The 22,393-nt window shown below is 69.0% G+C and carries 15 protein-coding genes; 2 read left to right on the top strand and 13 right to left on the bottom strand.

Features of this window, described 5'->3' with window-relative positions:
* Positions 1-110 precede the first annotated feature (110 nt).
* The 8 genes from tuf to QNO11_RS02035 form a co-directional block, all read right to left on the bottom strand.
* A complete protein-coding gene (gene tuf / locus QNO11_RS02070) occupies positions 111-1,304 on the bottom strand; it encodes an elongation factor Tu (protein ID WP_257509072.1) in 1,194 nt (397 codons plus the stop codon).
* Between the two features lie 153 nt (positions 1,305-1,457).
* On the bottom strand, positions 1,458-3,572 hold the full coding sequence (gene fusA, locus QNO11_RS02065; RefSeq protein ID WP_257509071.1) for an elongation factor G: 2,115 nt from the start codon (positions 3,570-3,572) through the stop codon (positions 1,458-1,460).
* Between the two features lie 101 nt (positions 3,573-3,673).
* Complete coding sequence (gene rpsG / locus QNO11_RS02060) at positions 3,674-4,144, bottom strand: 30S ribosomal protein S7 (RefSeq protein WP_257509070.1); 471 nt, start codon at positions 4,142-4,144, stop codon at positions 3,674-3,676.
* Positions 4,145-4,149: 5 nt separating this feature from the next.
* Positions 4,150-4,518 (bottom strand): 30S ribosomal protein S12, encoded by a 369-nt coding sequence (gene rpsL, locus QNO11_RS02055; protein WP_018187369.1) that lies wholly within the window; start codon positions 4,516-4,518, stop codon positions 4,150-4,152.
* Between the two features lie 243 nt (positions 4,519-4,761).
* Positions 4,762-6,459, bottom strand: coding sequence for a DUF5684 domain-containing protein (locus QNO11_RS02050; protein WP_257509069.1), 1,698 nt, complete (start codon positions 6,457-6,459; stop codon positions 4,762-4,764).
* A gap of 120 nt (positions 6,460-6,579) precedes the next feature.
* Entirely contained in the window at positions 6,580-7,242 is a 663-nt protein-coding gene (locus QNO11_RS02045; RefSeq protein WP_257509068.1) for a spermidine/putrescine ABC transporter substrate-binding protein, read from the bottom strand.
* A gap of 61 nt (positions 7,243-7,303) precedes the next feature.
* Positions 7,304-7,774, bottom strand: a complete 471-nt coding sequence (locus QNO11_RS02040; RefSeq protein WP_257509067.1) for a DUF6121 family protein — start codon at positions 7,772-7,774, stop codon at positions 7,304-7,306.
* Entirely contained in the window at positions 7,774-8,814 is a 1,041-nt protein-coding gene (locus QNO11_RS02035) for an ABC transporter (RefSeq protein ID WP_257509066.1), read from the bottom strand. The genes QNO11_RS02040 and QNO11_RS02035 overlap by 1 nt, the downstream gene beginning before the upstream one ends.
* A gap of 131 nt (positions 8,815-8,945) precedes the next feature.
* Between QNO11_RS02035 and QNO11_RS02030 the strand changes: the two genes are divergently transcribed.
* The gene (locus tag QNO11_RS02030; protein ID WP_257509065.1) at positions 8,946-9,548 is read left to right on the top strand and encodes a hypothetical protein; all 603 of its coding nucleotides are present in this window, start codon (positions 8,946-8,948) and stop codon (positions 9,546-9,548) included.
* 1 nt (position 9,549) lies between these two features.
* Here the strand turns inward: QNO11_RS02030 and QNO11_RS02025 are convergent, their stop codons facing one another.
* From QNO11_RS02025 to pxpA, 5 genes are all read right to left on the bottom strand, one after another.
* Positions 9,550-10,122 carry a hypothetical protein gene (locus QNO11_RS02025; protein ID WP_257509064.1) on the bottom strand — a complete coding sequence of 191 codons (573 nt, stop codon included), beginning with the start codon at positions 10,120-10,122 and terminating at the stop codon, positions 9,550-9,552.
* Between the two features lie 119 nt (positions 10,123-10,241).
* Positions 10,242-14,117 (bottom strand): DNA-directed RNA polymerase subunit beta', encoded by a 3,876-nt coding sequence (locus QNO11_RS02020; RefSeq protein WP_257509063.1) that lies wholly within the window; start codon positions 14,115-14,117, stop codon positions 10,242-10,244.
* A gap of 64 nt (positions 14,118-14,181) precedes the next feature.
* A complete protein-coding gene (gene rpoB, locus QNO11_RS02015) occupies positions 14,182-17,682 on the bottom strand; it encodes a DNA-directed RNA polymerase subunit beta (RefSeq protein WP_257509062.1) in 3,501 nt (1,166 codons plus the stop codon).
* Positions 17,683-18,088: 406 nt separating this feature from the next.
* Complete coding sequence (locus QNO11_RS02010; RefSeq protein WP_285169599.1) at positions 18,089-19,681, bottom strand: 5-oxoprolinase subunit B/C family protein; 1,593 nt, start codon at positions 19,679-19,681, stop codon at positions 18,089-18,091.
* Positions 19,678-20,433 (bottom strand): 5-oxoprolinase subunit PxpA, encoded by a 756-nt coding sequence (pxpA, locus tag QNO11_RS02005; RefSeq protein ID WP_257509060.1) that lies wholly within the window; start codon positions 20,431-20,433, stop codon positions 19,678-19,680. Before pxpA ends, QNO11_RS02010 begins: the two co-directional genes overlap by 4 nt.
* Before the next feature lie 188 nt (positions 20,434-20,621).
* Between pxpA and QNO11_RS02000 the strand changes: the two genes are divergently transcribed.
* Positions 20,622-22,382 carry an ABC transporter ATP-binding protein gene (locus QNO11_RS02000; RefSeq protein WP_374113820.1) on the top strand — a complete coding sequence of 587 codons (1,761 nt, stop codon included), beginning with the start codon at positions 20,622-20,624 and terminating at the stop codon, positions 22,380-22,382.
* Positions 22,383-22,393 lie beyond the last annotated feature (11 nt).

The following is a 22,393-nucleotide window of genomic DNA, read 5'->3' as shown; positions in this document are numbered from 1 at the left end:
ATGGACCCGTCAAGGGGGCTTGCGGCACCCGTCGACACGTGCACGAAAGCGCCCGGACGCACAAAACCCCCCGGATCGCTCCGGGGGGTTTCGTGAAGGAACTCGAAGAGTTACTTGATGATCTTGGTCACCGTGCCGGCGCCGACGGTGCGGCCACCCTCACGGATTGCAAAGCCGAGGCCCTCTTCCATGGCGATCGGCTGGATCAGCTCGACCGTCATGTCCGTGGTGTCGCCGGGCATGACCATCTCGGTGCCCTCGGGCAGCGAGATGACGCCGGTGACGTCCGTGGTGCGGAAGTAGAACTGCGGGCGGTAGTTCGTGTAGAAGGGGTTGTGACGGCCGCCCTCTTCCTTCGACAGGATGTACGCGGTGCCCTGGAAGTCGGTGTGCGGCGTAACCGAACCCGGCTTCACGATGACCTGGCCACGCTCGACGTCGTCACGCTTGGTGCCGCGCAGGAGCAGACCACAGTTCTCGCCGGCCCATGCCTCGTCGAGCTGCTTGTGGAACATCTCGATACCGGTGACGATCGTCTTCTGCGTCGGGCGCAGACCCACGATCTCGACCTCGGAGTTGATGGCCAGCGTGCCACGCTCGGCGCGGCCGGTGACGACCGTGCCACGACCGGTGATGGTGAAGACGTCCTCGACGGGCATGAGGAACGGCTTGTCCTTGTCACGCACCGGGTCGGGGATCGACTCGTCGACGGCTTCCATGAGCTCGACGATCGACTGAACCCACTTCTCGTCACCCTCAAGGGCCTTCAGGCCCGAGACGCGGATGACGGGGGCGTTGTCGCCGTCGAAGTCCTGCGAGGAGAGAAGCTCGCGCACCTCGAGCTCGACGAGCTCCAGGATCTCCTCGTCGTCGACCATGTCCGACTTGTTCAGCGCGACCATCAGGTACGGCACGCCGACCTGCTTGGCGAGCAGCACGTGCTCACGCGTCTGAGCCATCGGGCCGTCGGTGGCGGCGACCACGAGGATCGCGCCGTCCATCTGAGCGGCACCGGTGATCATGTTCTTGATGTAGTCGGCGTGACCGGGCGCATCGACGTGCGCGTAGTGACGCTTGGGGGTCTCGTACTCAACGTGCGAGATGTTGATGGTGATGCCGCGCTGACGCTCCTCGGGGGCCGAGTCGATCGACGCGAAGTCGCGCTGCACGTTGGTGGCCGACGGGTACTTGTCGGCGAGCACCTTGGAGATCGCCGCGGTGAGCGTGGTCTTGCCGTGGTCAACGTGACCGATGGTTCCGATGTTGACGTGCGGCTTGGTCCGCTCGAACTTGGCCTTAGCCACTGGGTCCTCCTCAGGACAGTCGTGTAGTGCACGGGCGCTGGATTGCGACCGGGGCTCTACGGGGATTGGTTCAGTCTAGTAGACAGGTCGATATTCAGTTGGGTGGATGCCGGGAGCTCACCGCGAAGGTGAGGCGAGCCCCCGGCACCAGGGTTATTCGCCCTTGTTCTTCTGGACGATTTCGTCGGCCACTGCGCGAGGAACCTCGGAGTAGCTGTCGAACTCCATCGAGTAGACGGCGCGGCCCGAAGTCTTCGAGCGCAGGTCACCGATGTAGCCGAACATCTCGGACAGCGGCACCAGCGCCCGCACGACCTTGACGCCGGCGGCATCCTCCATCGACTGGATCTGGCCGCGACGGGAGTTCAGGTCACCGATGACATCGCCCATGTACTCCTCGGGCGTGCGCACCTCGACCGACATGAGCGGCTCGAGGATGACGGGGCTCGCCTTGCGGAGAGCCTCCTTGAAGCCCATGGAGCCGGCGATCTTGAACGCCATCTCCGAGGAGTCGACGTCGTGCGAGGCGCCATCGAGAAGGATCGCCTTGACACCCACGATGGGGTAGCCGGCCAGGACACCGACGTTCATCGCGTCCTGGAAGCCCTGGTTGGTCGGCTCGATGTACTCGCGCGGGATGCGGCCACCGGTGACCTTGTTCTCGAACTCGTACGTCTTATCGCCCGACAGGTCCAGCGGCTCGATCGCGAACTGGATCTTCGCGAACTGACCCGAACCACCGGTCTGCTTCTTGTGCGTGTAGTCGTGACGCTCGACCGCCTTGCGGATGGTCTCGCGGTACGCGACCTGGGGCTTGCCGACGTTCGCCTCGACGCGGAATTCGCGCTTCATGCGGTCCACGAGGATGTCCAGGTGCAGCTCGCCCATGCCCTTGATGACCGTCTGACCGGTCTCCTGGTTGAGCTCGGTGCGGAAGGTCGGGTCCTCTTCGGCGAGCTTCTGGATCGCAAGACCCAGCTTCTCCTGGTCGGCCTTGGTCTTCGGCTCGATGGCGACCTCGATGACGGGCTCGGGGAAGGTCATCGACTCCAGCACGACGGGCTGCTGCGGGTCGGCCAGGGTGTCACCGGTGGTGGTGTCCTTCAGGCCGATCACGGCGTAGATGTTGCCCGCGGTGACCGAGTCGACCGGGTTCTCCTTGTTGGCGTGCATCTGGAAGATCTTCCCGATGCGCTCCTTCTTGCCCTTGGTGGAGTTGACCACCTGTGCGCCGGACTCCAGGTGACCGGAGTAGACGCGGATGTAGGTGAGGCGGCCGAAGAACGGGTGCACGGCGACCTTGAACGCCAGCGCCGCGAACGGATCGTTCGCGTCGGGGTGACGCACGATGATCTTCTCTTCGTCCTTGGGGTCGTGGGCCTCGATGGCCGGCACGTCCAGGGGCGAGGGGAGGTAGTCCACGACCGCGTCGAGCATGGGCTGCACGCCGCGGTTCTTGAACGCCGAACCGCACAGCACGGGGTACAGCTCGCCGTTGACGGTGAGCTTGCGGATGGCGGCCTTGACCTCGGCGACCGTGAGGCCCTCGCCGCTGAAGTGCTTCTCCAGCAGGACCTCGTCGGTCTCGGCGACCGTCTCGAGCAGCTTCTCGCGGTACTCGGCGGCACGCTCGGCGAGGTCGGCGGGAATGTCCTGCACCTCGTACTTGGCGCCCATGGTCACGTCACCCTTGGAGTCACCGGGCCACACGAGTGCGCGCATCTCGACCAGGTCGATGACGCCGACGAAGTCGTTCTCGGCACCGATCGGCAACTGCAGCACGAGGGGCTTGGCACCGAGGCGCTTGATGATGGTGTCGACGGTGAAGTAGAAGTCAGCGCCGAGCTTGTCCATCTTGTTGACGAAGCAGATGCGGGGCACTTCGTACTTGTCGGCCTGACGCCAGACGGTCTCCGACTGGGGCTCGACGCCCTCCTTGCCGTCGAAGACGGCAACGGCGCCGTCGAGGACGCGCAGCGAGCGCTCGACCTCGACCGTGAAGTCGACGTGGCCGGGCGTGTCGATGATGTTGACCTGGTTGTTGTTCCAGAAGCAGGTGACGGCGGCCGACGTGATCGTGATGCCGCGTTCCTTCTCCTGCTCCATCCAGTCGGTGGTCGAGGCGCCGTCGTGCGTCTCACCGAGCTTGTGGTTGACGCCCGTGTAGAAGAGGATGCGCTCGGTCGTCGTCGTCTTGCCGGCATCGATGTGGGCCATGATGCCGATGTTGCGGACCTTGTTGAGGTCGGTGAGCACGTCTTGTGCCACGGGGTATTCCTTACGTGTAGTGACGGATGTCGCGGGGGCGGTGCCCTCCGACGCGGCTCGGGGACCGGACCTTGCGGCCGGTCCCCGAGCCAGTCGAGGGTTTACCAGCGGTAGTGGGCGAAGGCGCGGTTCGACTCGGCCATCTTGTGAGTGTCTTCGCGGCGCTTGACCGCGGCACCCAGGCCGTTCGAGGCATCCAGGATTTCGTTCTGGAGGCGCTCGGTCATCGTCTTCTCACGACGACCCTTCGCGTAGCTGACGAGCCAGCGCAGGGCAAGCGTGTTGGCGCGGTGAGGCTTGACCTCGACCGGCACCTGGTAGGTCGAGCCACCGACGCGGCGGCTCTTGACCTCAAGGGTGGGGCGCACGTTGTCGAGCGCCTTCTTGAGGGTGACGACAGCGTCCTGGCCGTTCTTGGCTTCCACGCCGCGCAGGGCGGTGTAGACGATCGACTCGGCGATCGACTTCTTGCCGTCGACGAGGATCTTGTTCACCAGCTGGCTGACGATAGGTGCGCCGTAGACCGGGTCGTTGACGACGGGGCGTTTCGGGGCGGGTCCCTTGCGAGGCATCTAACTCAACCCTTCTTTGCGCCGTAGCGGCTACGAGCCTGCTTACGGTTCTTGACGGCCTGGGTGTCCAGGGCGCCGCGGACGATCTTGTAACGCACACCCGGGAGGTCCTTGACACGACCGCCGCGCACGAGCACGAGCGAGTGCTCCTGCAGGTTGTGGCCCTCGCCGGGGATGTAAGCGGTGACCTCGGTGCCGTTGCGAAGCTTGACACGAGCGACCTTGCGCATAGCCGAGTTCGGCTTCTTGGGCGTGGTCGTGTAGACGCGGGTGCAGACCCCGGCCTGCTGCGGGTTCGCCTTCAGCGCGGGTGCCTTGGTCTTGGTGACCTTCGGCGAGCGCCCCTTGCGAACCAACTGCTGAATGGTTGGCACGTTCTCTCCTTGTTGTGCTGCACGGTGACAGCGAAGTGGTTTCACCACAGATCCACCGGCGCGGCGCGAAGTGGCCGGGCGTTTGTGAGTGGATATGCCGTGGGGGTGGCCTGTTCGCAGGCCGATCCCTCAGATGCGGCGCTTCCCGCACCCGTCCCGCGCCATGGCACGACACAGGGCGCGCAATGCGCACACCCGGTCAATGATACGCGCGAGCGGTGTGGTGGTCAAACGAGGGGCAGGTCACCCCTCGACGCGCACCAGCCGGAACGCGACGTCGCCGAGCAGGAACCGCTCCCCCGGTGCCAGTTCCGCACCCGGATCCGCCTCGATCTCGGTGCCCATGAGCGTGGGCAGCATCACACCGTTGGTGGAGCCGAGGTCGGTGACGATCCACCGGTCACCGCGCAGTTCGAGGCGGGCGTGCGTCTTGGACACGGTGCGCGTGTCATCGGCGATGGCCACCAGCTGAGCCGTGCGGTAGGCGGGGTCGGATGCCGGCTGACGCCCGAGGATGACGACATCGGCGGTCAGGTCGATCGGGGCACCGGATGCCGGCTGCAGCGTCCACATCACCCGGCGGCGACGGGCGACGACGGTCTGGTCGGGGAAACCCTCGTCGACAGACGTGGCGTCGGTCCCGGCGACGGCACTGAGCGCCGAACGAGGGGCCCCCGCCACCGGTGCGCCGGCGACCGCGGAGACTTCGTCCGCCGTGTCGAGGGGGAACTCGGGGTCCACCGCCCTCGCGGCACGTGGCGCTCCCGCCGGCGCGCGGGTGACGGCGGGCAATGACGGGTCGATGTCGACCGGGGCGGTGCGCAGCGGCACCGGGTGCGCGGGTTCGGCCAGCACCGGCGGCGCGATCGCCGCACTGGGGGCGGCCTCGCCGGTGCGACCGCGCTCGGGACCGGTGGCACCGTCTCCGGCGAGGGCGGGCAGGCCCGTCGCCACGGGGCGCGCGGCGACCGGCGCGCCCTGCGGCGGCTGCGAGATGGCAGACACCTCGTCCAGGCCGCTGGCCCAGCGTGCGTCGAATCCCTCATCGGCGAGGGCGGGTCGCGCGGTGGCGTCGGCCGCCGGCTTCCACGGCACGGGGCCGGATGCCGGCTGGGCGTCCGGGCCCGCGGTGGGCGGCGCGAACACCGCATCGGCGGCGGTCGGCACAGGCGCGGTGGGGCTCGGCGGGGCGGGCGGAGGCGGCGGTGCCCAGGCGGACGACGCGGTCGACCGCGCGGCGGGCTGCTGCGCGCGGGCCGGCGCAGCCTCGGCGGGCACGGCCGGAGTGGCTGTGACACCGGGTTCGAGCACGGCCGGTCGGGCGGCCGGCGCAGCGGGGGCCGCCGGCATGGCAGGGGCCGCGGCGGATGCCGCGTGCTCCGGCATCGGTGCCATGGCGGGGACCCTGGGGGGCAGCGGCGGCGGCGGGTACGCGGGGGCGGGCAGCGGCGGCCGGGGCGGCACCGTCAGCTCCGCGGTGGCCGGCAGGCCGCCCAGCGCGGGGTCGAGGGTGCGCACGTGCTCGCTGCGCGCGTAGGCGGGGCCCGAGGCGGTCACGGCATCCGCGGCGCGCCAGCGGGGCTCACCGAATCCGACGACGCTGGCCCACACCGGGAACAGCAGCGCCGCAAGCGCGGTCATCCCGCCGCCCAGGCCGAAGCCCCGGTTGATGCGGTGCACCGCCACGATCGTGATGACCCAGAACGCCAGCGCCCCCAGGCCCGGGATGAGGATCAGCAGGAACCACCATCCCGACATGCCCCCGACCATCACGAGCGTGACCTGGTTGACGATCGGCACCCAGGCGCGCCACGGCTCCTGGCCGATCTTGCCGAACACCGCAGACAGCGCCAGGGCCGTCCAGACGTAGATCGCGAGCGCCGGGATGACACCGATCAGCGTGATCAGCACGAGGGTGGGGGTGGAGAGGCTATCGGACACGATGATCAAGGGCAGGAAGCACCGCCCCAGCCTCCTCCCCGACGAGCCGTGCGGCACACACCGCGATGCAAGATGCCTCCACCCTAGAGCCCACGGACGCTGCGACGTGAGCCGGACCTGTCACGCCGGGTCCGTGGTGTCCAGGCCGGGCCCGAACGGCGCGTCCAGCGAGCGCGTGAGCTCGTCCAGCATCGCGGCGATCTGGGGTTCGACGTACTGGGTGACGCCGGCCTGGATGCGCAGGCGGTGGCGCAACAGGATCGCGCAGATCTCGCGGCCGATCATGTTCGCGTAGTCGTCGGCGAGCCCGACCTCCTGGCGAAGGGCGGCCTTGGCCTCCGGCCCCAGCGGCGGCAGGTCGGGCACGTCGGCATCCGCCTCCTGCGCGAGTCCGGCGATCGTGAAGAGGAAGGGTGCGCCCGGCTGCGGTTCGGGGTCCAGCGGAAGGCCCTCGAACTCCGGCTCCAGATCCTCTGCGGGCCGGTAACTGCGCGCACGGTTGCGCGCCGCCTGCTGATCGAGCTCGGCCTGCAGCATCGGGAGGTTCTGGGCGGTGTAGACCGCCACGGCGTGGTCGACGATCGTCTTGATCCGGGTGGAAAGGCCATGCTGCACGCCGTGGGGCACGTCGGAGCCGAGTCCGGCGGCGGAGAGCACCGGCGAGCCGAAGCACCGCCGGCACGGGGCGATGCGGCCGCGGTGCGTTGCCGGCTCCCAGCGCGGCAGCCAGCGCAGCCAGGCGTCGACGGCCTGGCTGACCTGAGTCTCGAGCGAGCGCTCCACGGTCACATTCTCGCCTGCGAAGGGGCCTCGCGCACAGCGCGCCCCGCCGCAGGGTCGCCGATCACTCGTCTTCGTCGCTCTCCCAGGGCCACCGCGGCCGCTGGGAACGGGTGCGCACAAGTGCCACGGCGCTCCACCCGGCCACCGCCCCGGCCACCGCCAGCACGACCGAGAACCACGACAGCACGAAGCTGGAGACCGCTCCCCCGAGCAGCCCGACGTCGACTCCGGCGATGACGACCCCGACGCACAGCCCGGCGAGGTAGCCGAGGAAGGCGGCCAGCGCCGCCACCAGCGCCGCGCTGTACGACGGCCGCGGCGCCCGCAGCATGACCCACAGCACAACGGCCACCGCGATCACCGACAGCGCCATGCCCGCGATGCCCGGTACCTGACCGGCTCCGGGGGCGTCGATGACCTCACGCCCGCTGACCAGACTGGTCACGCCGAGCCCGCAGATCGCCAGCGCGATGTAGCCGATGAGCGCGAAGGCGAGCGCCGCTGCCGGCTGCACCCCTTCGCGCTCGGGCATCACTGGCGGTACAGCTGCGGGCCGGCCTCGAGGGTGCGCTCGTACTCGCGCTGCGCCTCGTTGTTCAGCTCGGTGACGCGACGGCCGCGCGCGGCGACCCACGCGCCGAACCAGATCGTCAGCTCGCGGCCCAGGATGAATGCCGTGATCGCCAGCGGCACCAGCAGCTGACCCTCAACGAGTGCTGCGCCCTCGCTCGCGCTCAGCAGCCAGAACGGGGCCTGGAAGAGCTGGCCGAGCAGGTGGCCACCGTAGGACGCGATGCCCACGAGCAGTCCGAAGATCACCCAGAGGCCCCAACGGCCCCGGTTGATCAGACAGCCCAGCAGCCAGAAAGCGAAGAAGAACACGACGACCGGAACCCACAGTGCCCACGTGCCGAGGATGCCGAGGGTGACCTCGAGGACGTTCTCGACGGTGACGTCGCCGCGAATGGCACCGAAGCCCAGCCACGCGGCCAGGTACAGCACGCCGAATGCGAGCGCGGCGATCAGGCCGATGGCGCCTGCTGCGCCGCGGTTGCCGCGGGGGCGGGGAGCCTCGGGTGCCTGCACGAAGATCGGCTGCGGGTTGGAGCCGGCCAGCGGCTCGCTGGGGGTGAGCACGGGCTCATACGCCGGTGCCACCGGCGGCTCGTACGCAACGGCCGCGGGGGCCTCGTGCTCGTTCGCCGCGGGGGCGTCGGCGCGGTCGTCGGAGACGGCGTACGCCGGGCTCGACGCGGCGTCGTAACCGGACACGCTGGCGGGCTGCGCATCGGTCATGTCGCGCACCGGGGCCTCCGGCCGTGCCGGGTCGTACCCGGCGGCAGCGTAGTCGTCGTCTGAGGGCTCGTAGTCCGGCGACAGCGGGTCGGCGGCCACGGCGGGCGCAGGCTCGGCGGCGGTGTCGGTCGCGGCGGGCTCGGTCGGGTAGCCGTCGGCTACCGCGTCACGCCCGGCGGCCTCGGCATCGGCCAGACCCTCGTGGGCGCGGCCGACCACGTCGTCCACCGATGTGGGTTCTTCCACCGGCTCGCCATACGGCTTGGGGTCGGTCATGGGATGCACTCCTCCCGCGGGGCGCACGCCACCGCAGTGCCGAGGGTAACCCGGGCGGGGCGCGCACCAGCGCAGGCGTGCCGTCGTGTGTCGCACTCCGTTCCTGACTCGGGTGCGCCTATCGTGGCGGCATGGACAGTCGGTGGGGCAGGATTCACGCGGATCGGGCATGGATCGCGGCGACGATCATCGCTGCGGCGGCCCTGCTGGGTGGCTGCGCGGGCGACGCGGAGCCGGCGGCATCCACCGTCATCGCCACCCCGCCGCCCCCCGCCGCCACGAGCACCCCCACCGCCGCGGCCACTCCCCTGCCCGGCGCGGCGGACCTGCCGCGCGACTGCCGCGCCATCGTCTCCGGCGCGGTCCTGGCCCAGCTGGGCGCCACACCGCTGAACGACCCCGCGTTCGGTCCGTCAGGCACCCAGCTCGACGGCTCCCTGGTGTGCGTCTGGGGCGCACCCGATGCCGTCACGACCAACCTCCGCACCGCGATCTCAGCGGTCGAGGAGAACCCCACGATGGATGCGCTGAACGCCCTCGTCGCCGATGAGGGCTTCCAGTGCTACCGACCCGACGAGGGCGTGCGGTGCGAGAAGAGCTGGCCGAACGAGACCCACCCGGTCACCGACGGGCGCACGCTGTACTACCGCGCGGGTGTGCTCATCGACACGCAGTACTCCAACCTCGCCCCCACCGGCTTCACCGCGGCGGTCGTGGCGGCGGTGTTCGACTGACTCAGCCGTTCCACACCGTCTCGGCCACGCGCGAGGAGTAGCGCTCCGGATGCCACGCCGTTTCGACCGTCGACAGCCACAGCCCGTCGCCCAGCTCGAGCGTCTCCAGCACGTCGCCCTCGGACTTGGTGCAGCGTATGCGGGTGTCCGACACGGGGCCGCAGCCGAACCCGAGGCCGGGCAGGGCCGACTGGGCGATCGCGCCGGCATCCGGCCCGGCATCGGCGAGCGTCGTGACGATCGTGCCGAGATCGGAGGTCCAGGTGCAGGTGAAACGCACCTGCGGGGCGACGGAGTCCACGAGCACCGTCGCCGCGGTGGCGGGCGGCGACTGGTCCTGCGTCAGCTGCGAGCCGGCTTCCCACGACAACCCCGCCCACAGCGCATCGGTGTAGAGCGTCCGGCACGCCGCGGGAGTGGCATCGTCGGCGGAACCGTTCTGCGAATCTCCGGCGAGACCCACGACCACCGGCAGCCCCGGGATCGCCAGCCACACCAGTCCCGCCACGACACCGGCGGACAGGATGCCGACCGTCCACGCGAGCCACGGGCTTCGCTCACCGCTTCTGGCCATGCGCCACCTCCCCCACCACGGTAGGTCGTGGCGGCCCGCAGTGTGCGGCGGCGCGCGGAACGCCGAAGCGCCCCCGGCGTGAACCGGGGGCGCTTCGGATTATCGGGGTCAGTCCCCGATCAGTTGTATGTACCGGGCGTGAAGTCGTCCGTCGAGAAGCTGTCGAAATCGACGTAGCTCAGGTCGGCATCGCTGTACGTGCCGTCCGAGGCGAAGATGCGGTTGGGGTACCGCTCGCTCTTGGCCTCCTCCGTCGCTTCCACGACGACGTTGCGGTACTTCGCAAGTCCCGTGCCGGCGGGGATGAGCTTTCCGATGATGACGTTCTCCTTGAGGCCGACCAGCGGGTCGCTGCGACCCTCCATCGCGGCCTGCGTGAGCACGCGCGTGGTCTCCTGGAACGACGCCGCCGACAGCCACGATTCGGTCGCGAGCGACGCCTTCGTGATACCCATCAGCTCGGGACGACCCGATGCGGGGCGCTTGCCCTCGGCGACCGCCTCGCGGTTGATGTTCTGGTAGCGCTTGAAGTCCACCAGTTCACCCGGGAGCAGGTTCGTGTCGGCGTGGTCGACGACGGTGACCTTGCGCAGCATCTGGCGCACGATGACCTCGATGTGCTTGTCGTGGATCGGCACACCCTGCGAGCGGTAAACGCCCTGGACGCCGTTCACGAGGTACTTCTGCACCTCGCGGGCACCCATGACACGCATGACCTCCTTGGGGTCGAGCGTGCCGACCTGCAGGGGCTGACCGACCGTGACGTGCTGGCCGTCCTCGACCAGCAGCGTCGCGCGCTTGAGCACCGGGTACACGTGCGGCTCGTCGCCGTTGTCAGGCGTCAGGATGACCTTCTTGGCCTTGTCCGTCTCGTCGATCGTGATGCGTCCAGCGGACTCCGCGATCGGCGACGCGCCCTTGGGGGTACGCGCCTCGAACAGCTCCTGCACACGGGGCAGACCCTGCGTGATGTCATCTGCCGATGCCGAACCACCGGTGTGGAACGTACGCATCGTCAGCTGCGTGCCGGGCTCACCGATCGACTGGGCGGCGATGATGCCGACCGCTTCGCCGATGTCGACGATCTTGCCGGTGGCAAGCGAACGGCCGTAGCACTTCGCGCAGACACCGACGGCGGACTCGCAAGTCAGCACCGAGCGCACCTTGATGGTCTCGACACCGTCCTCCACGAGGCGGTCGATGAGCACGTCGCCCACGTCTTCGCCCGCGGTGGCCACGACCGTGCCCTGCGCGTCGACGACGTCGGCGGCGAGGGTACGGGCGAACACCGAGTTCTCCACGTTGTCATCGCGACGCAGCGTCCCGTCGGTGCCGGGTGCGGCGATGGTGAACTCCAGGCCCTTACCGGTGCCGCAGTCCTCCTCGCGGATGATGACATCCTGCGAGACGTCCACGAGGCGACGGGTGAGGTAACCCGAGTCGGCGGTACGCAGCGCGGTGTCGGCCAGACCCTTACGGGCACCGTGCGTTGCGATGAAGTACTCCGCCACCGACAGACCCTCGCGGTACGAGGAGATGATCGGGCGAGGGATGATCTCACCCTTCGGGTTGTTCACCAGGCCTCGCATACCCGCGATGTTACGGATCTGCAGCCAGTTACCACGGGCGCCGGAGCTGACCATGCGGTTGATGGTGTTGTCCTCGGGGAAGTTGTCCCGCATCGCCTTCTGGACCTCGTCGGTTGCCTCGGTCCAGATCTTGATGAGCTCCTGACGACGCTCGGCGTCGGTGGTCAGACCCTTCTCGAACTGGCCCTGCACCTTGGCGGCCTGCTTCTCGTAGCCGGCGACGATCTCGGCCTTGTTCGGCGGGGTGAGCACGTCGCTGAGGGCGACGGTCACACCGGAACGGGTGGCCCAGTAGAAGCCGGCATCCTTGATGCGGTCCAGCGAAGCTGCGACCTCCACCTTCGGGTACTCCTCGGCCAGCTTGTTGACGATCTGCGACAGCTTGCCCTTGTCTGCCTGCTCGCGAACGAACGGGTAGCCCTTCGGGAGGGTGTCGTTGAAGATCGCCTGACCCAGCGAGGCGTCCACGAGACCGTGGCGCTCGTAGGCCTCGGGGGCTTCGCCCTCGAGGAACGTCAGACCCGGGATGCGGATGCGCACCTTGGCCTGCAGGTCGAGGGTGCCCTCGTCCTTGGCCAGGATCGCCTCGCCGACCGAACCGAACACGCGGCCCTCACCCTTTGCGCCGTCCTTGACGGTGGTCAGGTGGTGAAGACCGATGATCATGTCCTGCGAAGGCAGGGTGACCGGGCGGCCGTCGGAGGGCTTGAGGATGTTGTTCGATGCCAGCATGAGGATGCGGGCCTCGGCCTGCGCCTCGACCGACAGCGGCAGGTGGACAGCCATCTGGTCACCGTCGAAGTCCGCGTTGAACGCGGCACACACGAGCGGGTGCAGCTGGATGGCCTTACCTTCCACCAGCTGCGGCTCGAACGCCTGGATACCCAGACGGTGCAGCGTGGGGGCACGGTTGAGCAGCACGGGGCGCTCGCGGATGATCTCCTCGAGCACGTCCCAGACCTCGGGACGGGTGCGCTCGACGGCGCGCTTGGCGGCCTTGATGTTCTGCGAGTGACCCAGGTCGATCAGGCGCTTGATGACGAACGGCTTGAACAGCTCCAGCGCCATCTGCTTGGGCAGACCACACTGGTGCAGCTTCAGCTGGGGTCCGACGATGATCACCGAACGGCCCGAGTAGTCCACGCGCTTGCCGAGCAGGTTCTGGCGGAACCGGCCCTGCTTGCCCTTGAGCATGTCGGACAGCGACTTCAGCGCACGGTTACCGGTTCCGGTGACGGGGCGACCGCGGCGGCCGTTGTCGAACAGTGCGTCGACGGCCTCCTGCAGCATGCGCTTCTCGTTGTTGACGATGATCTCGGGAGCACCGAGGTCGAGCAGGCGCCGCAGACGGTTGTTGCGGTTGATCACTCGACGGTAGAGGTCGTTGAGGTCACTGGTCGCGAAGCGGCCACCGTCCAGCTGCACCATCGGGCGCAGCTCCGGCGGGATCACCGGGACGACATCGAGCACCATCGCCGCCGGGCTCATGCCCGTCGACAGGAACGAGTTGACGACCTTCAGGCGCTTGATCGCGCGGATCTTGCGCTGACCCTTGCCCTCGGAGATCTGCAGGTGCAGGTTCTCCGCCTCGCCGGCCAGGTCGAACGCCTGCAGGCGACGCTGGATCGACTCCGCGCCCATGTAGGCCTCGAAGTACTGGCCGAAGCGGTCCTGCAGCTCGTGGAAGACATCGTCTTCCTGCTTCAGGTTGCCGACCTCGAGGTTGCGGAATTCATCCCACACGCGCTCGAGCTTGGAGATCTGCTCGTCGAAGCTCTTGCGGATGTTCGCCATGTCCTTCTCGGCGGCATCCTTGACCTTCTTCTTCTGGTCGGCCTTGGCGCCTTCCTCCTCCAGCGCGGCGAGCTCTTCTTCCAGCTTCGCCAGGCGGGCAGCGACTCGGGAGTCGCGGCGGTCGCCGAGGTTCTTCATCTCCAGGCGCAGGTTCGACTCGTGCGTCGGCATGTCGCGGTGACGCGCCTCGTCGTCGACCGAGATCACCATGTAGGCGGCGAAGTAGATGACCTTCTCGAGGTCCTTCGGCGCCATGTCCAGCAGGTACCCGAGGCGCGAGGGCACGCCCTTGAAGTACCAGATGTGGGTCACGGGAGCTGCGAGCTCGATGTGGCCCATGCGCTCACGACGGACGGAGGACTTGGTGACCTCCACGCCGCAGCGCTCGCAGACGATCCCCTTGAAGCGGACCCGCTTGTACTTTCCGCAGGCGCACTCCCAGTCGCGGGAGGGCCCGAAGATCTGCTCGCCGAAAAGGCCGTCCTTCTCGGGCTTGAGCGTGCGGTAATTGATGGTTTCGGGCTTCTTGACCTCGCCGAAAGACCAACGGCGGATGTCGTCGGCGGTGGCCAGACCGATGCGAAGCTCATCGAAAGATGTTGCGTCGAGCACTAGTTCTCCTGTGTCTCAAAAAATTTTCGGTTAGCCGCGTTGCGGCATATCGCGATCGGCCGGATCAGATCTCGTCGATCGAGGTCGACTCGAACCGGGTGGAGATGTTGATTCCGAGCTCCTCCGCGGCGCGGAACGCCTCGTCCTCGCCGTCGCGGAGATTGACCGTCGTACCGTCTGCCGAGAGCACCTCGACGTTCAGGCACAGCGACTGCATCTCCTTCATGAGCACCTTGAAGGACTCGGGGATGCCGGGCTCCTGGATGTTCTCGCCCTTGACGATCGCCTCGTAGACCTTCACGCGGCCCACGATGTCGTCGGACTTGATCGTGAGGAGCTCCTGCAGTGCGTAGGCGGCGCCATAGGCCTCGAGGGCCCACACCTCCATCTCACCGAAACGCTGACCACCGAACTGCGCCTTACCACCCAGCGGCTGCTGCGTGATCATCGAGTACGGACCGGTGGAGCGGGCGTGGATCTTGTCGTCCACCAGGTGGTGCAGCTTCAGGATGTACATGTACCCGACCGAGACCGGAGCGGGGAACGGCTCACCGGAGCGACCGTCGAACAGCAGCGTCTTTCCGGTGGAGTCGATCAGACGCTCGCCGTCGCGGTTCTTCAGGGTCGAATCCAGGAGACCTGCGATCTCCTCCTCGAACGCACCGTCGAACACCGGGGTGGCGACCTTCGTGCCGGGGGCGGCTTCGAACGCCTCCGCGGGCAGGCTTGCCGCCCACTCCGGAGTGCCCTCGACCTTCCAGCCCTGCTGGGCGATCCAGCCGAGGTGAAGCTCCAGCACCTGGCCGAAGTTCATGCGACCGGGGATGCCGAGCGGGTTGAGGATGACGTCGACCGGAGTGCCGTCCGCGAGGAACGGCATGTCCTCGATCGGGAGGATCTTCGCGATGACACCCTTGTTGCCGTGGCGGCCGGCGAGCTTATCGCCCTCGGTGATCTTGCGCTTCTGGGCGATGTAGACCACGACGCGGCGGTTGACGCCGGAGCCGAGCTCGTCGTCGCCGTCCTCGGCGTTGAACTCCTTGACCGCGATGATCGTGCCCTGCTCGCCGTGAGGCACCTTCAGCGAGGTGTCGCGGACTTCGCGGCTCTTCTCGTTGAAGATCGCGCGGAGCAGACGTTCCTCGGCGGAAAGCTCGGTCTCACCCTTGGGCGTGACCTTGCCGACGAGGATGTCACCGGGGCGGACCTCGGCGCCGATGCGGACGATGCCGCGCTCGTCGAGGTCCTTCAGCAGCTCGGGGCTGACGTTGGGGAGGTCACGGGTGATCTCCTCCTTGCCCAGCTTCGTGTCGCGGGCATCGACCTCGTACTCCTCGATGTGGATCGAGGAGAGCGTGTCGTCCTTCACCAGGTTCTGGCTGAGGATGATCGCGTCTTCGAAGTTGTGACCCTCCCACATCATGAACGCGACGAGGAGGTTCTTGCCGAGCGCGAGCTCGCCGTTCTCCGTCGCCGGTCCGTCGGCGATGACCTCGCCGACCTCGATGCGGTCGCCCGCCGAGACGATGACGCGCTGGTTGTAACTGGTGCCCTGGTTGGAGCGGTCGAACTTGCGCAGGAAGTACTCCTGCGTGCCGCCCTCGTCCAGCTGCACCGTCACGACGTCTGCGGAGACCTCGACGACCACGCCGGGCTTGTCGGCGGTGACGACGTCACCGGCGTCGATCGCGGCGTAGCCCTCCATACCGGTGCCGACGACAGGCGACTCGCTGCGCAGCAGCGGGACGGCCTGACGCTGCATGTTCGCACCCATGAGGGCGCGGTTGGCATCGTCGTGCTCGAGGAACGGGATGAGCGAGGTCGCCACCGACACCATCTGGCGCGGGGAGACGTCCATGTAGCCGATCTCATCGGCGTGGAACAGGTCGACCTCGCCACCCTGGCCGCGACGGGCCAGGACCCGCTCGTTGACGAAGGTGCCGTCCGCCTTCAGCTCGACGCCGGCCTGAGCGACGATGTAGTCGCTCTCTTCGCTGGCGGTGAGGTAGTCGATCTGGTCGGTCACGCGACCGTCCACGACCTTGCGGTACGGGGTCTCGATGAAACCGAACGCGTTGATGCGGGCGAACGATGCGAGCGAACCGATCAGGCCGATGTTCGGGCCTTCAGGAGTCTCGATCGGGCACATGCGGCCGTAGTGCGAGGGGTGAACGTCTCGCACCTCGACGCCGGCACGCTCACGGGACAGACCACCCGGGCCCAGCGCCGACAGGCGGCGCTTGTGGGTCAGGCCCGCGAGCGGGTTGTTCTGGTCCATGAACTGCGACAGCTGGCTCGTTCCGAAGAACTCCTTGATCGCGGCGACGACGGGGCGCACGTTGATCAGGGTCTGCGGCGTGATGGCCTCGATGTCCTGCGTGGTCATGCGCTCGCGGACGACGCGCTCCATGCGGGACAGACCGGTGCGGACCTGGTTCTGGATGAGCTCGCCGACCGCGCGGATGCGACGGTTGCCGAAGTTGTCGATGTCGTCGATGTCCAGACGGATCTCGGCGGGCTGGCCGTTGCGCAGACCATCGAACGTGGTGTCGCCGCGGTGCAGGCGAACCAGGTACTTGATGGTCGCGACGATGTCCTCGACCGTCAGCACCGAGTCGCTCAGCGGCTTGTCCAGGCCCAGCTTCTGGTTGATCTTGTAGCGACCGACCTTCGCCAGGTCGTAGCGCTTGGAGTTGAAGTAGAAGTTGTCCAGCAGCGCGCGGGCAGCCTCAGCGGCGACCTGCTCGCCCGGACGGAGCTTGCGGTAGATGTCGCGCAGCGCGTCTTCCTTGGTGAGGATCGTGTCCTTGGACAGCGTCTCCTCGATGGAGTCGAAGCCGGCGAATTCGGCCATGATCTCTTCGCTGGAAAGACCCAGGGCCTTGAGGAACACGGTGACGGACTGCTTGCGCTTGCGGTCGATGCGCACACCGACCTGGTCGCGCTTGTCGACCTCGAACTCGAGCCAGGCACCACGGCTGGGGATGACCCGCGCCGAGACGATGTCCTTGTCACTGGTCTTGTCGGGCGTGCGGTCGAAGTACACACCGGGCGAACGCACCAGCTGCGAGACGACGACGCGCTCGGTGCCGTTGATGATGAACGTGCCCTTGCCGGTCTGCAGCGGGAAGTCGCCCATGAAGACGGTCTGAGTCTTGATCTCACCGGTGAGGTGGTTCATGAACTCGGCCTCGACGTACAGCGGGGCAGCGTAGGTCTTGCCGCGCTCCTTGCACTCCTCGATCGAGTACTTCTCCGGCTCGAGGTAGGGGTTCGTGAACGAGAGCTGCATCGTCTCGCCGAGGTCCTCGATGGGAGAGATCTCCTCGAAGATCTCCTCGAGACCGCTGATCTCGGGAACGTCGGTACGACCGGTTGCCTGCGCCTGTGCGACGCGGGTCTTCCAGGCGTCGTTTCCGACGAGCCAGTCGAAGGACTCCGTCTGCAGCGCCAGGAGGTCGGGGACCTCCAGCGTGTCGGAGATCTTCGCGAACGAGAGCCGCGAGGCTCCGCGTCCGTTTTTGATGGTGGTGGTGGGGTTGGATGCGTTGCGCGCAGCAGCCAAGGGGATTACCTCCGTGGGCCCGGGCAGGGCTCGTTTTCCTTGTCGTCAGGTGGAGTGCTCCCTCTTGATCCCCGGAGCCTGACGACCGCACACCGCGATGAAGCGGGGGACGCAGGCATAGCCGACCACCATATGAGGGCAAGGGGAAGGGAGCGCAAAGAACAACTATATGCCGCGCGACGCGCCATGTCCAGCCGGATTCTTGACGAGGTGCGGATGCTGCGGTATAACCGCGCGTCATCCCCCTCATTTCCCCCTATTCCGGGGCGGGCCTGTCCTGGGGAGATGGGCGGGTGCCGGGGGGACGGCATCCGGAATCTCGCTGACGTAGGCGAACTCACCGAGGGAGGAGGATCCGGCGGGAAATGGCCTGTGCCGGGGAGTTCGCCTGTGCCGGGGAGATGGGTCAGCGGCGGGCGTGGCGGAACCGCACCCGCATGCCGGGGCGGGCCTGTGCCAGGGCATCGAGCGCGGCATCGGTCGCCACCGCGATCACCGGGTACCCGCCGGTGACCGGGCCGTCGGCGCAGAGGATCGTGGGACGCCCGCTCGGCGGCACCTGCAGGGCGCCGGGCACCATGCCTTCGCTGGGCAGCTCGCCTGTCTTCACCTGCGGCAACGGCGGGCCGTCCAGCCGCACGCCGACGCGGTCGGCGTCGCCGGTGACGATCCAGGTGGCGGTGAACAGCGCGTCGTGGGCGGATGCCGCGAACCAGTCGTCCCGCGGACCGGGCGCCAGGTCGAGCTCGAGTTCGGCGGCGGGCGGCGGGCTCCACGGATGCAGGTCGAGCGTGGGGATGCCGCCGGCGGTCATGCCCGCACGGTGCAGCGCGTCGCCGGGTCGCAGCGGCGGCGGGCCGAGCCCGGCGAGCACGTCCGTCGCCCGGGAGCCGGCGACCGACGGGCCGTCGAACCCGCCCCGCACGGCGAGGTAGGCGCGGACGCCGTGGGCGAACCGGTCCAGCTCGAGCGTCGCCCCCGCCGGCCACGAGAACGCCGTATACGGGTCGACCGCGTGCCCATCGACGGTGATCAGGCCCCACGCGCCGGTGACGACGGCGACGAGGTCACGGGCCGCACGCAGGAGGCATCCGCCCATCGTCACCTCGATCGCCGCGGCGTGCTCGGCGTTGCCCAGGAGCCGGTTGGCGGTGCGCAGCGCTCCGCGATCGAGCGCCCCCGACCGCGCGAGGCCCTCCGCCGCGTGCCCCGCCCGGCCCAGGTCCTGCACGGTCGCCAGGGGCCCCGGCGCGACGACTTCGACCGCGGCCGCCCCCTCCCCGTGAGACCACACCTGGTGGCCGAGACCCTGGGTGGTTCCCACCGTCTCGGCGATCAGCTGTGGTCTCACGGGTTCGGGGGCGGCGGCGGGGACGGGGGCGGGGACGAAGCGGACGCGGATGCCGGGGGCGAGCAGGGCCGGGGAGGCGGCGGCGGGGTCGAACAGCACGGCGTCGGTGCGGCCGATGAGCCGCCAGCCGCCGGGCGTGGCTCGCGGGTAGGCCCCGGTGAACCCGGCCGCCAGCCCGACGCTCCCGGCGGGCACCCTGGTGCGCGGGGCGGCCAGCCGCGGCACGTCGAACGGCCAGTCGTCGCTGACGAGGTACCCGAACCCGGGCGCGAAGCCGGTGAACGCGACCGTCCACACCGCGTCGCGGTGGCGTCGCACCAACTCCTCGGCCGTGATGCCGAGCAGCTCCGCCGTCTCGGCGAGGTCCGGGCCGTCGTAGGAGATCGGGATCACGACCTCGCCGGCGTCCGTCCGCGCGGCAGGGGCATCCGGCGCGTGGGCGATCCAGGTGCGCGCGGCCGCGACCGACAGCACGGCGGGGTCCAGGCGCACGAGCACCGTGCGCGCCGCCGGCACGAGGTCGACCACGCCCGCCGGGCGCGACGCCTGCAGCCGGGCATGCAGGTCCCGCGCGGCGGCGAGCGTTGCCACTTCGGCCAGCACCGCGCCCGCGCCGAACGGCAGGATCCGCGGGCCGGGCTCGGTCACCACGGCGCCCGCACCGTGACCCCCGCCGCCACCAGCGCCGCCCGCACCGCGCGGGCCATGGCCACCGCTCCCGGCGAGTCGCCGTGGACGCACAACGACGCGGCATCCGTCTGCACCAGCGCACCGTCCACCGCCACCACGACCCCGTCGACGGCGAGGCGCACCGCCCGGTCGGCGACCTCGCCGGCGTCGTGCAGGACCGCACCCGGCACGCCGCGCGCCACGAGGGTGCCGTCGGGGAGGTAGGCGCGGTCGAGGAACGCCTCGCGCACGAATCCCAGCCCCGCCGCAGCGACGGCCGCGACGATCTCGCCGTCGAGCCCGAGCACCGGGACTGCGCGGCCGAGCCGAGCGGACAGGTCGGCCACGGATGCCGCAACCGCCGCGGCCGCCGCGGCGTCGGCGGACACCGCGTGGTACAGGGCCCCGTGCGGCTTGACGTACCGGATGTCGGCGCCCGCCGCCGCCAGGGCGTCCAGCTGCCCGGTGACCTGCGCCCGCAGCAGCACCGGGTCGACGCTCAGGTGCACGCGGCCGAAGTTCGCGGGGTCGGGGAAGGACGGGTGGGCGCCCACCGCGACGGCACCGGCCGCGGCGGCGGCGGCGGCGGCGCGCATCGAGGCGGCATCGCCGGCGTGACCGCCGCACGCGACGCTAGCGCTGGTGATCACGGCGAACAGGGCCGTGTCGTCGGCGGTGGGCACGCCGTCGACCGTCTCGCCGAGGTCGGCGTTGAGGTCGATCGCGCGCATGCGACCACGGTAGCCCGCCCTCCCGGCCGATGAGCCGTCGGAATTCAGGCTGAGCGGCGGAATCCGGCTCCCACGGGCGGTTCGGCGCTCCTCAGCCTGAATTCCGACGGGCGGCGGCGCGTTACGACTGCGTAAAGGCTGCCGCCGCATCCGTGCACCCGCTGCTGTGGCAGGGCAGGATGGACCGCATGCTTCAGGATGCCGCGCCGCTGCTGCAGGTCCGCGATCTCGCCGTCGAGTTCGGCACGATGGACGGCCCCGTGCGCGCCGTCGAGAACATCAGCTTCGACCTGGCCGCCGGGGACACCCTCGCGATCGTCGGCGAATCGGGTTCGGGAAAGTCGACGACGGCGATGGCCGTGATCGGGCTGCTGGCCGGCAACGGCCGCATCGCCGAGGGCAGCATCAGCCTTGCCGGCCAGGAACTGGTCGGCGCCTCGGAGTCGGTGATGCGCAAGATCCGCGGCAAGTCCATCGGCCTGGTGCCGCAAGATCCGATGTCCAACCTCAACCCGGTGTCGAAGATCGGCACGCAGATCGCCGAGACCCTGCTCGCCCACGGCATGGCCAACCGCGCCAACGTGGACAAGAAGGTCGTCGAGACCCTCGCCGCGGCGGGCCTGCCCGACGCCGCCCGGCGGGCCAAGCAGTACCCGCACGAGTTCTCCGGCGGCATGCGCCAGCGCGCCCTGATCGCGATCGGGCTGGCCTGCAACCCCCGGCTGCTGATCGCCGACGAACCCACCAGCGCCCTGGACGTCACCGTCCAGAAGACGATCCTCGACCAGCTCGGCCGCATGACCGCGGAGCTGGGCACCGCCCTCATGCTCATCACCCACGACCTGGGCCTGGCCGCCGAGCGCGCCTCGCACGTGATCGTCATGCACCGCGGCCGCGTCGTCGAGCACGGCACCGCCCGGCAGATCCTCGAGGACCCGCAGGCCGACTACACCAAGGCGCTCATCGCCGCGGCTCCCTCGGTGTCGGCCGTGCGGTTGCGCCCCGAGGTCTTCCGGCACGCGGATGCCGCAGGCCCGGCGCCCGCATCGGGTCCGACACCACTGACCCCCGCGACGGCGACCGCGACCCCCGCAGCCGACGCCCCCGCGACCACGACGCCGCGCACCCCGGCCCCGGCGGCGACGCCGGCCGCGGCATCCGTCGACAACATCCTCGAGGTGGAGGGGCTGACCAAGCTCTACAAGGTGCGGGGCACGAAGGACGACTTCGCGGCCGTCGACGATGTGTCCTTCGCGATCCCGCGCGGCGAGACGGTGGCGATCGTGGGCGAGTCGGGGTCGGGCAAGACCACGACGGCGCGCATGATCCTGAAGGTCGTCGAGCCGACGAAGGGGTCCATCCGCTTCGACGGGCAGGACGTCGCCTCGCTGAAGGGGCGGGAGCTGCGCAGCTTCCGGCAGAAGGTGCAGCCGATCTTCCAGGACCCCTACTCGTCGCTGAACCCGATGTTCACGATCGAGCGGATCATCGAAGAGCCGCTGACGTTCTACAAACGGGGCTCCGGCAAAGAGCGCGCCGCGCGCGTGCGCCAGCTGATGGACGATGTCGCCCTGCCGCAGTCGATGCTGCGCCGCTATCCGTCGGAGCTGTCGGGCGGTCAGCGGCAGCGCGTCGCCATCGCGCGGGCACTGGCACTGTCGCCGGACCTCATCGTCTGCGACGAGCCGGTCTCGGCCCTGGACGTGCTGGTGCAGGCGCAGATCCTGACCCTGCTGGGCGATCTTCAGCGCGAGTACGGCCAGAGCTACCTGTTCATCTCGCACGACCTCGCCGTTGTGCGGCTGATCAGCGACTACGTCTGCGTCATGCGGGCCGGTGAACTTGTGGAGGCGGCCAGCTCCGAGGAGATCTTCACCAACGCCCGCCACCCGTACACCCGCAAACTGCTGGCATCCATCCCGGGCAACGAGCTCGACATCGCGGTCTAGACCCCCGCGAG

This window comes from Microbacterium sp. zg-B96, from assembly GCF_030246865.1.
GTDB lineage: Bacteria > Actinomycetota > Actinomycetes > Actinomycetales > Microbacteriaceae > Microbacterium.
This window is presented reverse-complemented; position numbering and strand designations above follow the sequence as displayed.

Coding starts and splice junctions, on each gene's coding strand:
- rpsG (WP_257509070.1), bottom strand. CDS start 4,144: ATGCCTCGCAAGGGACCCGCCCCGAAACGCCCCGTCGTCAACGACCCG.
- QNO11_RS02040 (WP_257509067.1), bottom strand. CDS start 7,774: ATGCCCGAGCGCGAAGGGGTGCAGCCGGCAGCGGCGCTCGCCTTCGCG.
- QNO11_RS02035 (WP_257509066.1), bottom strand. CDS start 8,814: ATGACCGACCCCAAGCCGTATGGCGAGCCGGTGGAAGAACCCACATCG.
- QNO11_RS02030 (WP_257509065.1), top strand. CDS start 8,946: ATGGACAGTCGGTGGGGCAGGATTCACGCGGATCGGGCATGGATCGCG.
- QNO11_RS02025 (WP_257509064.1), bottom strand. CDS start 10,122: ATGGCCAGAAGCGGTGAGCGAAGCCCGTGGCTCGCGTGGACGGTCGGC.
- pxpA (WP_257509060.1), bottom strand. CDS start 20,433: ATGCGCGCGATCGACCTCAACGCCGACCTCGGCGAGACGGTCGACGGC.
- QNO11_RS02000 (WP_374113820.1), top strand. CDS start 20,622: ATGCTTCAGGATGCCGCGCCGCTGCTGCAGGTCCGCGATCTCGCCGTC.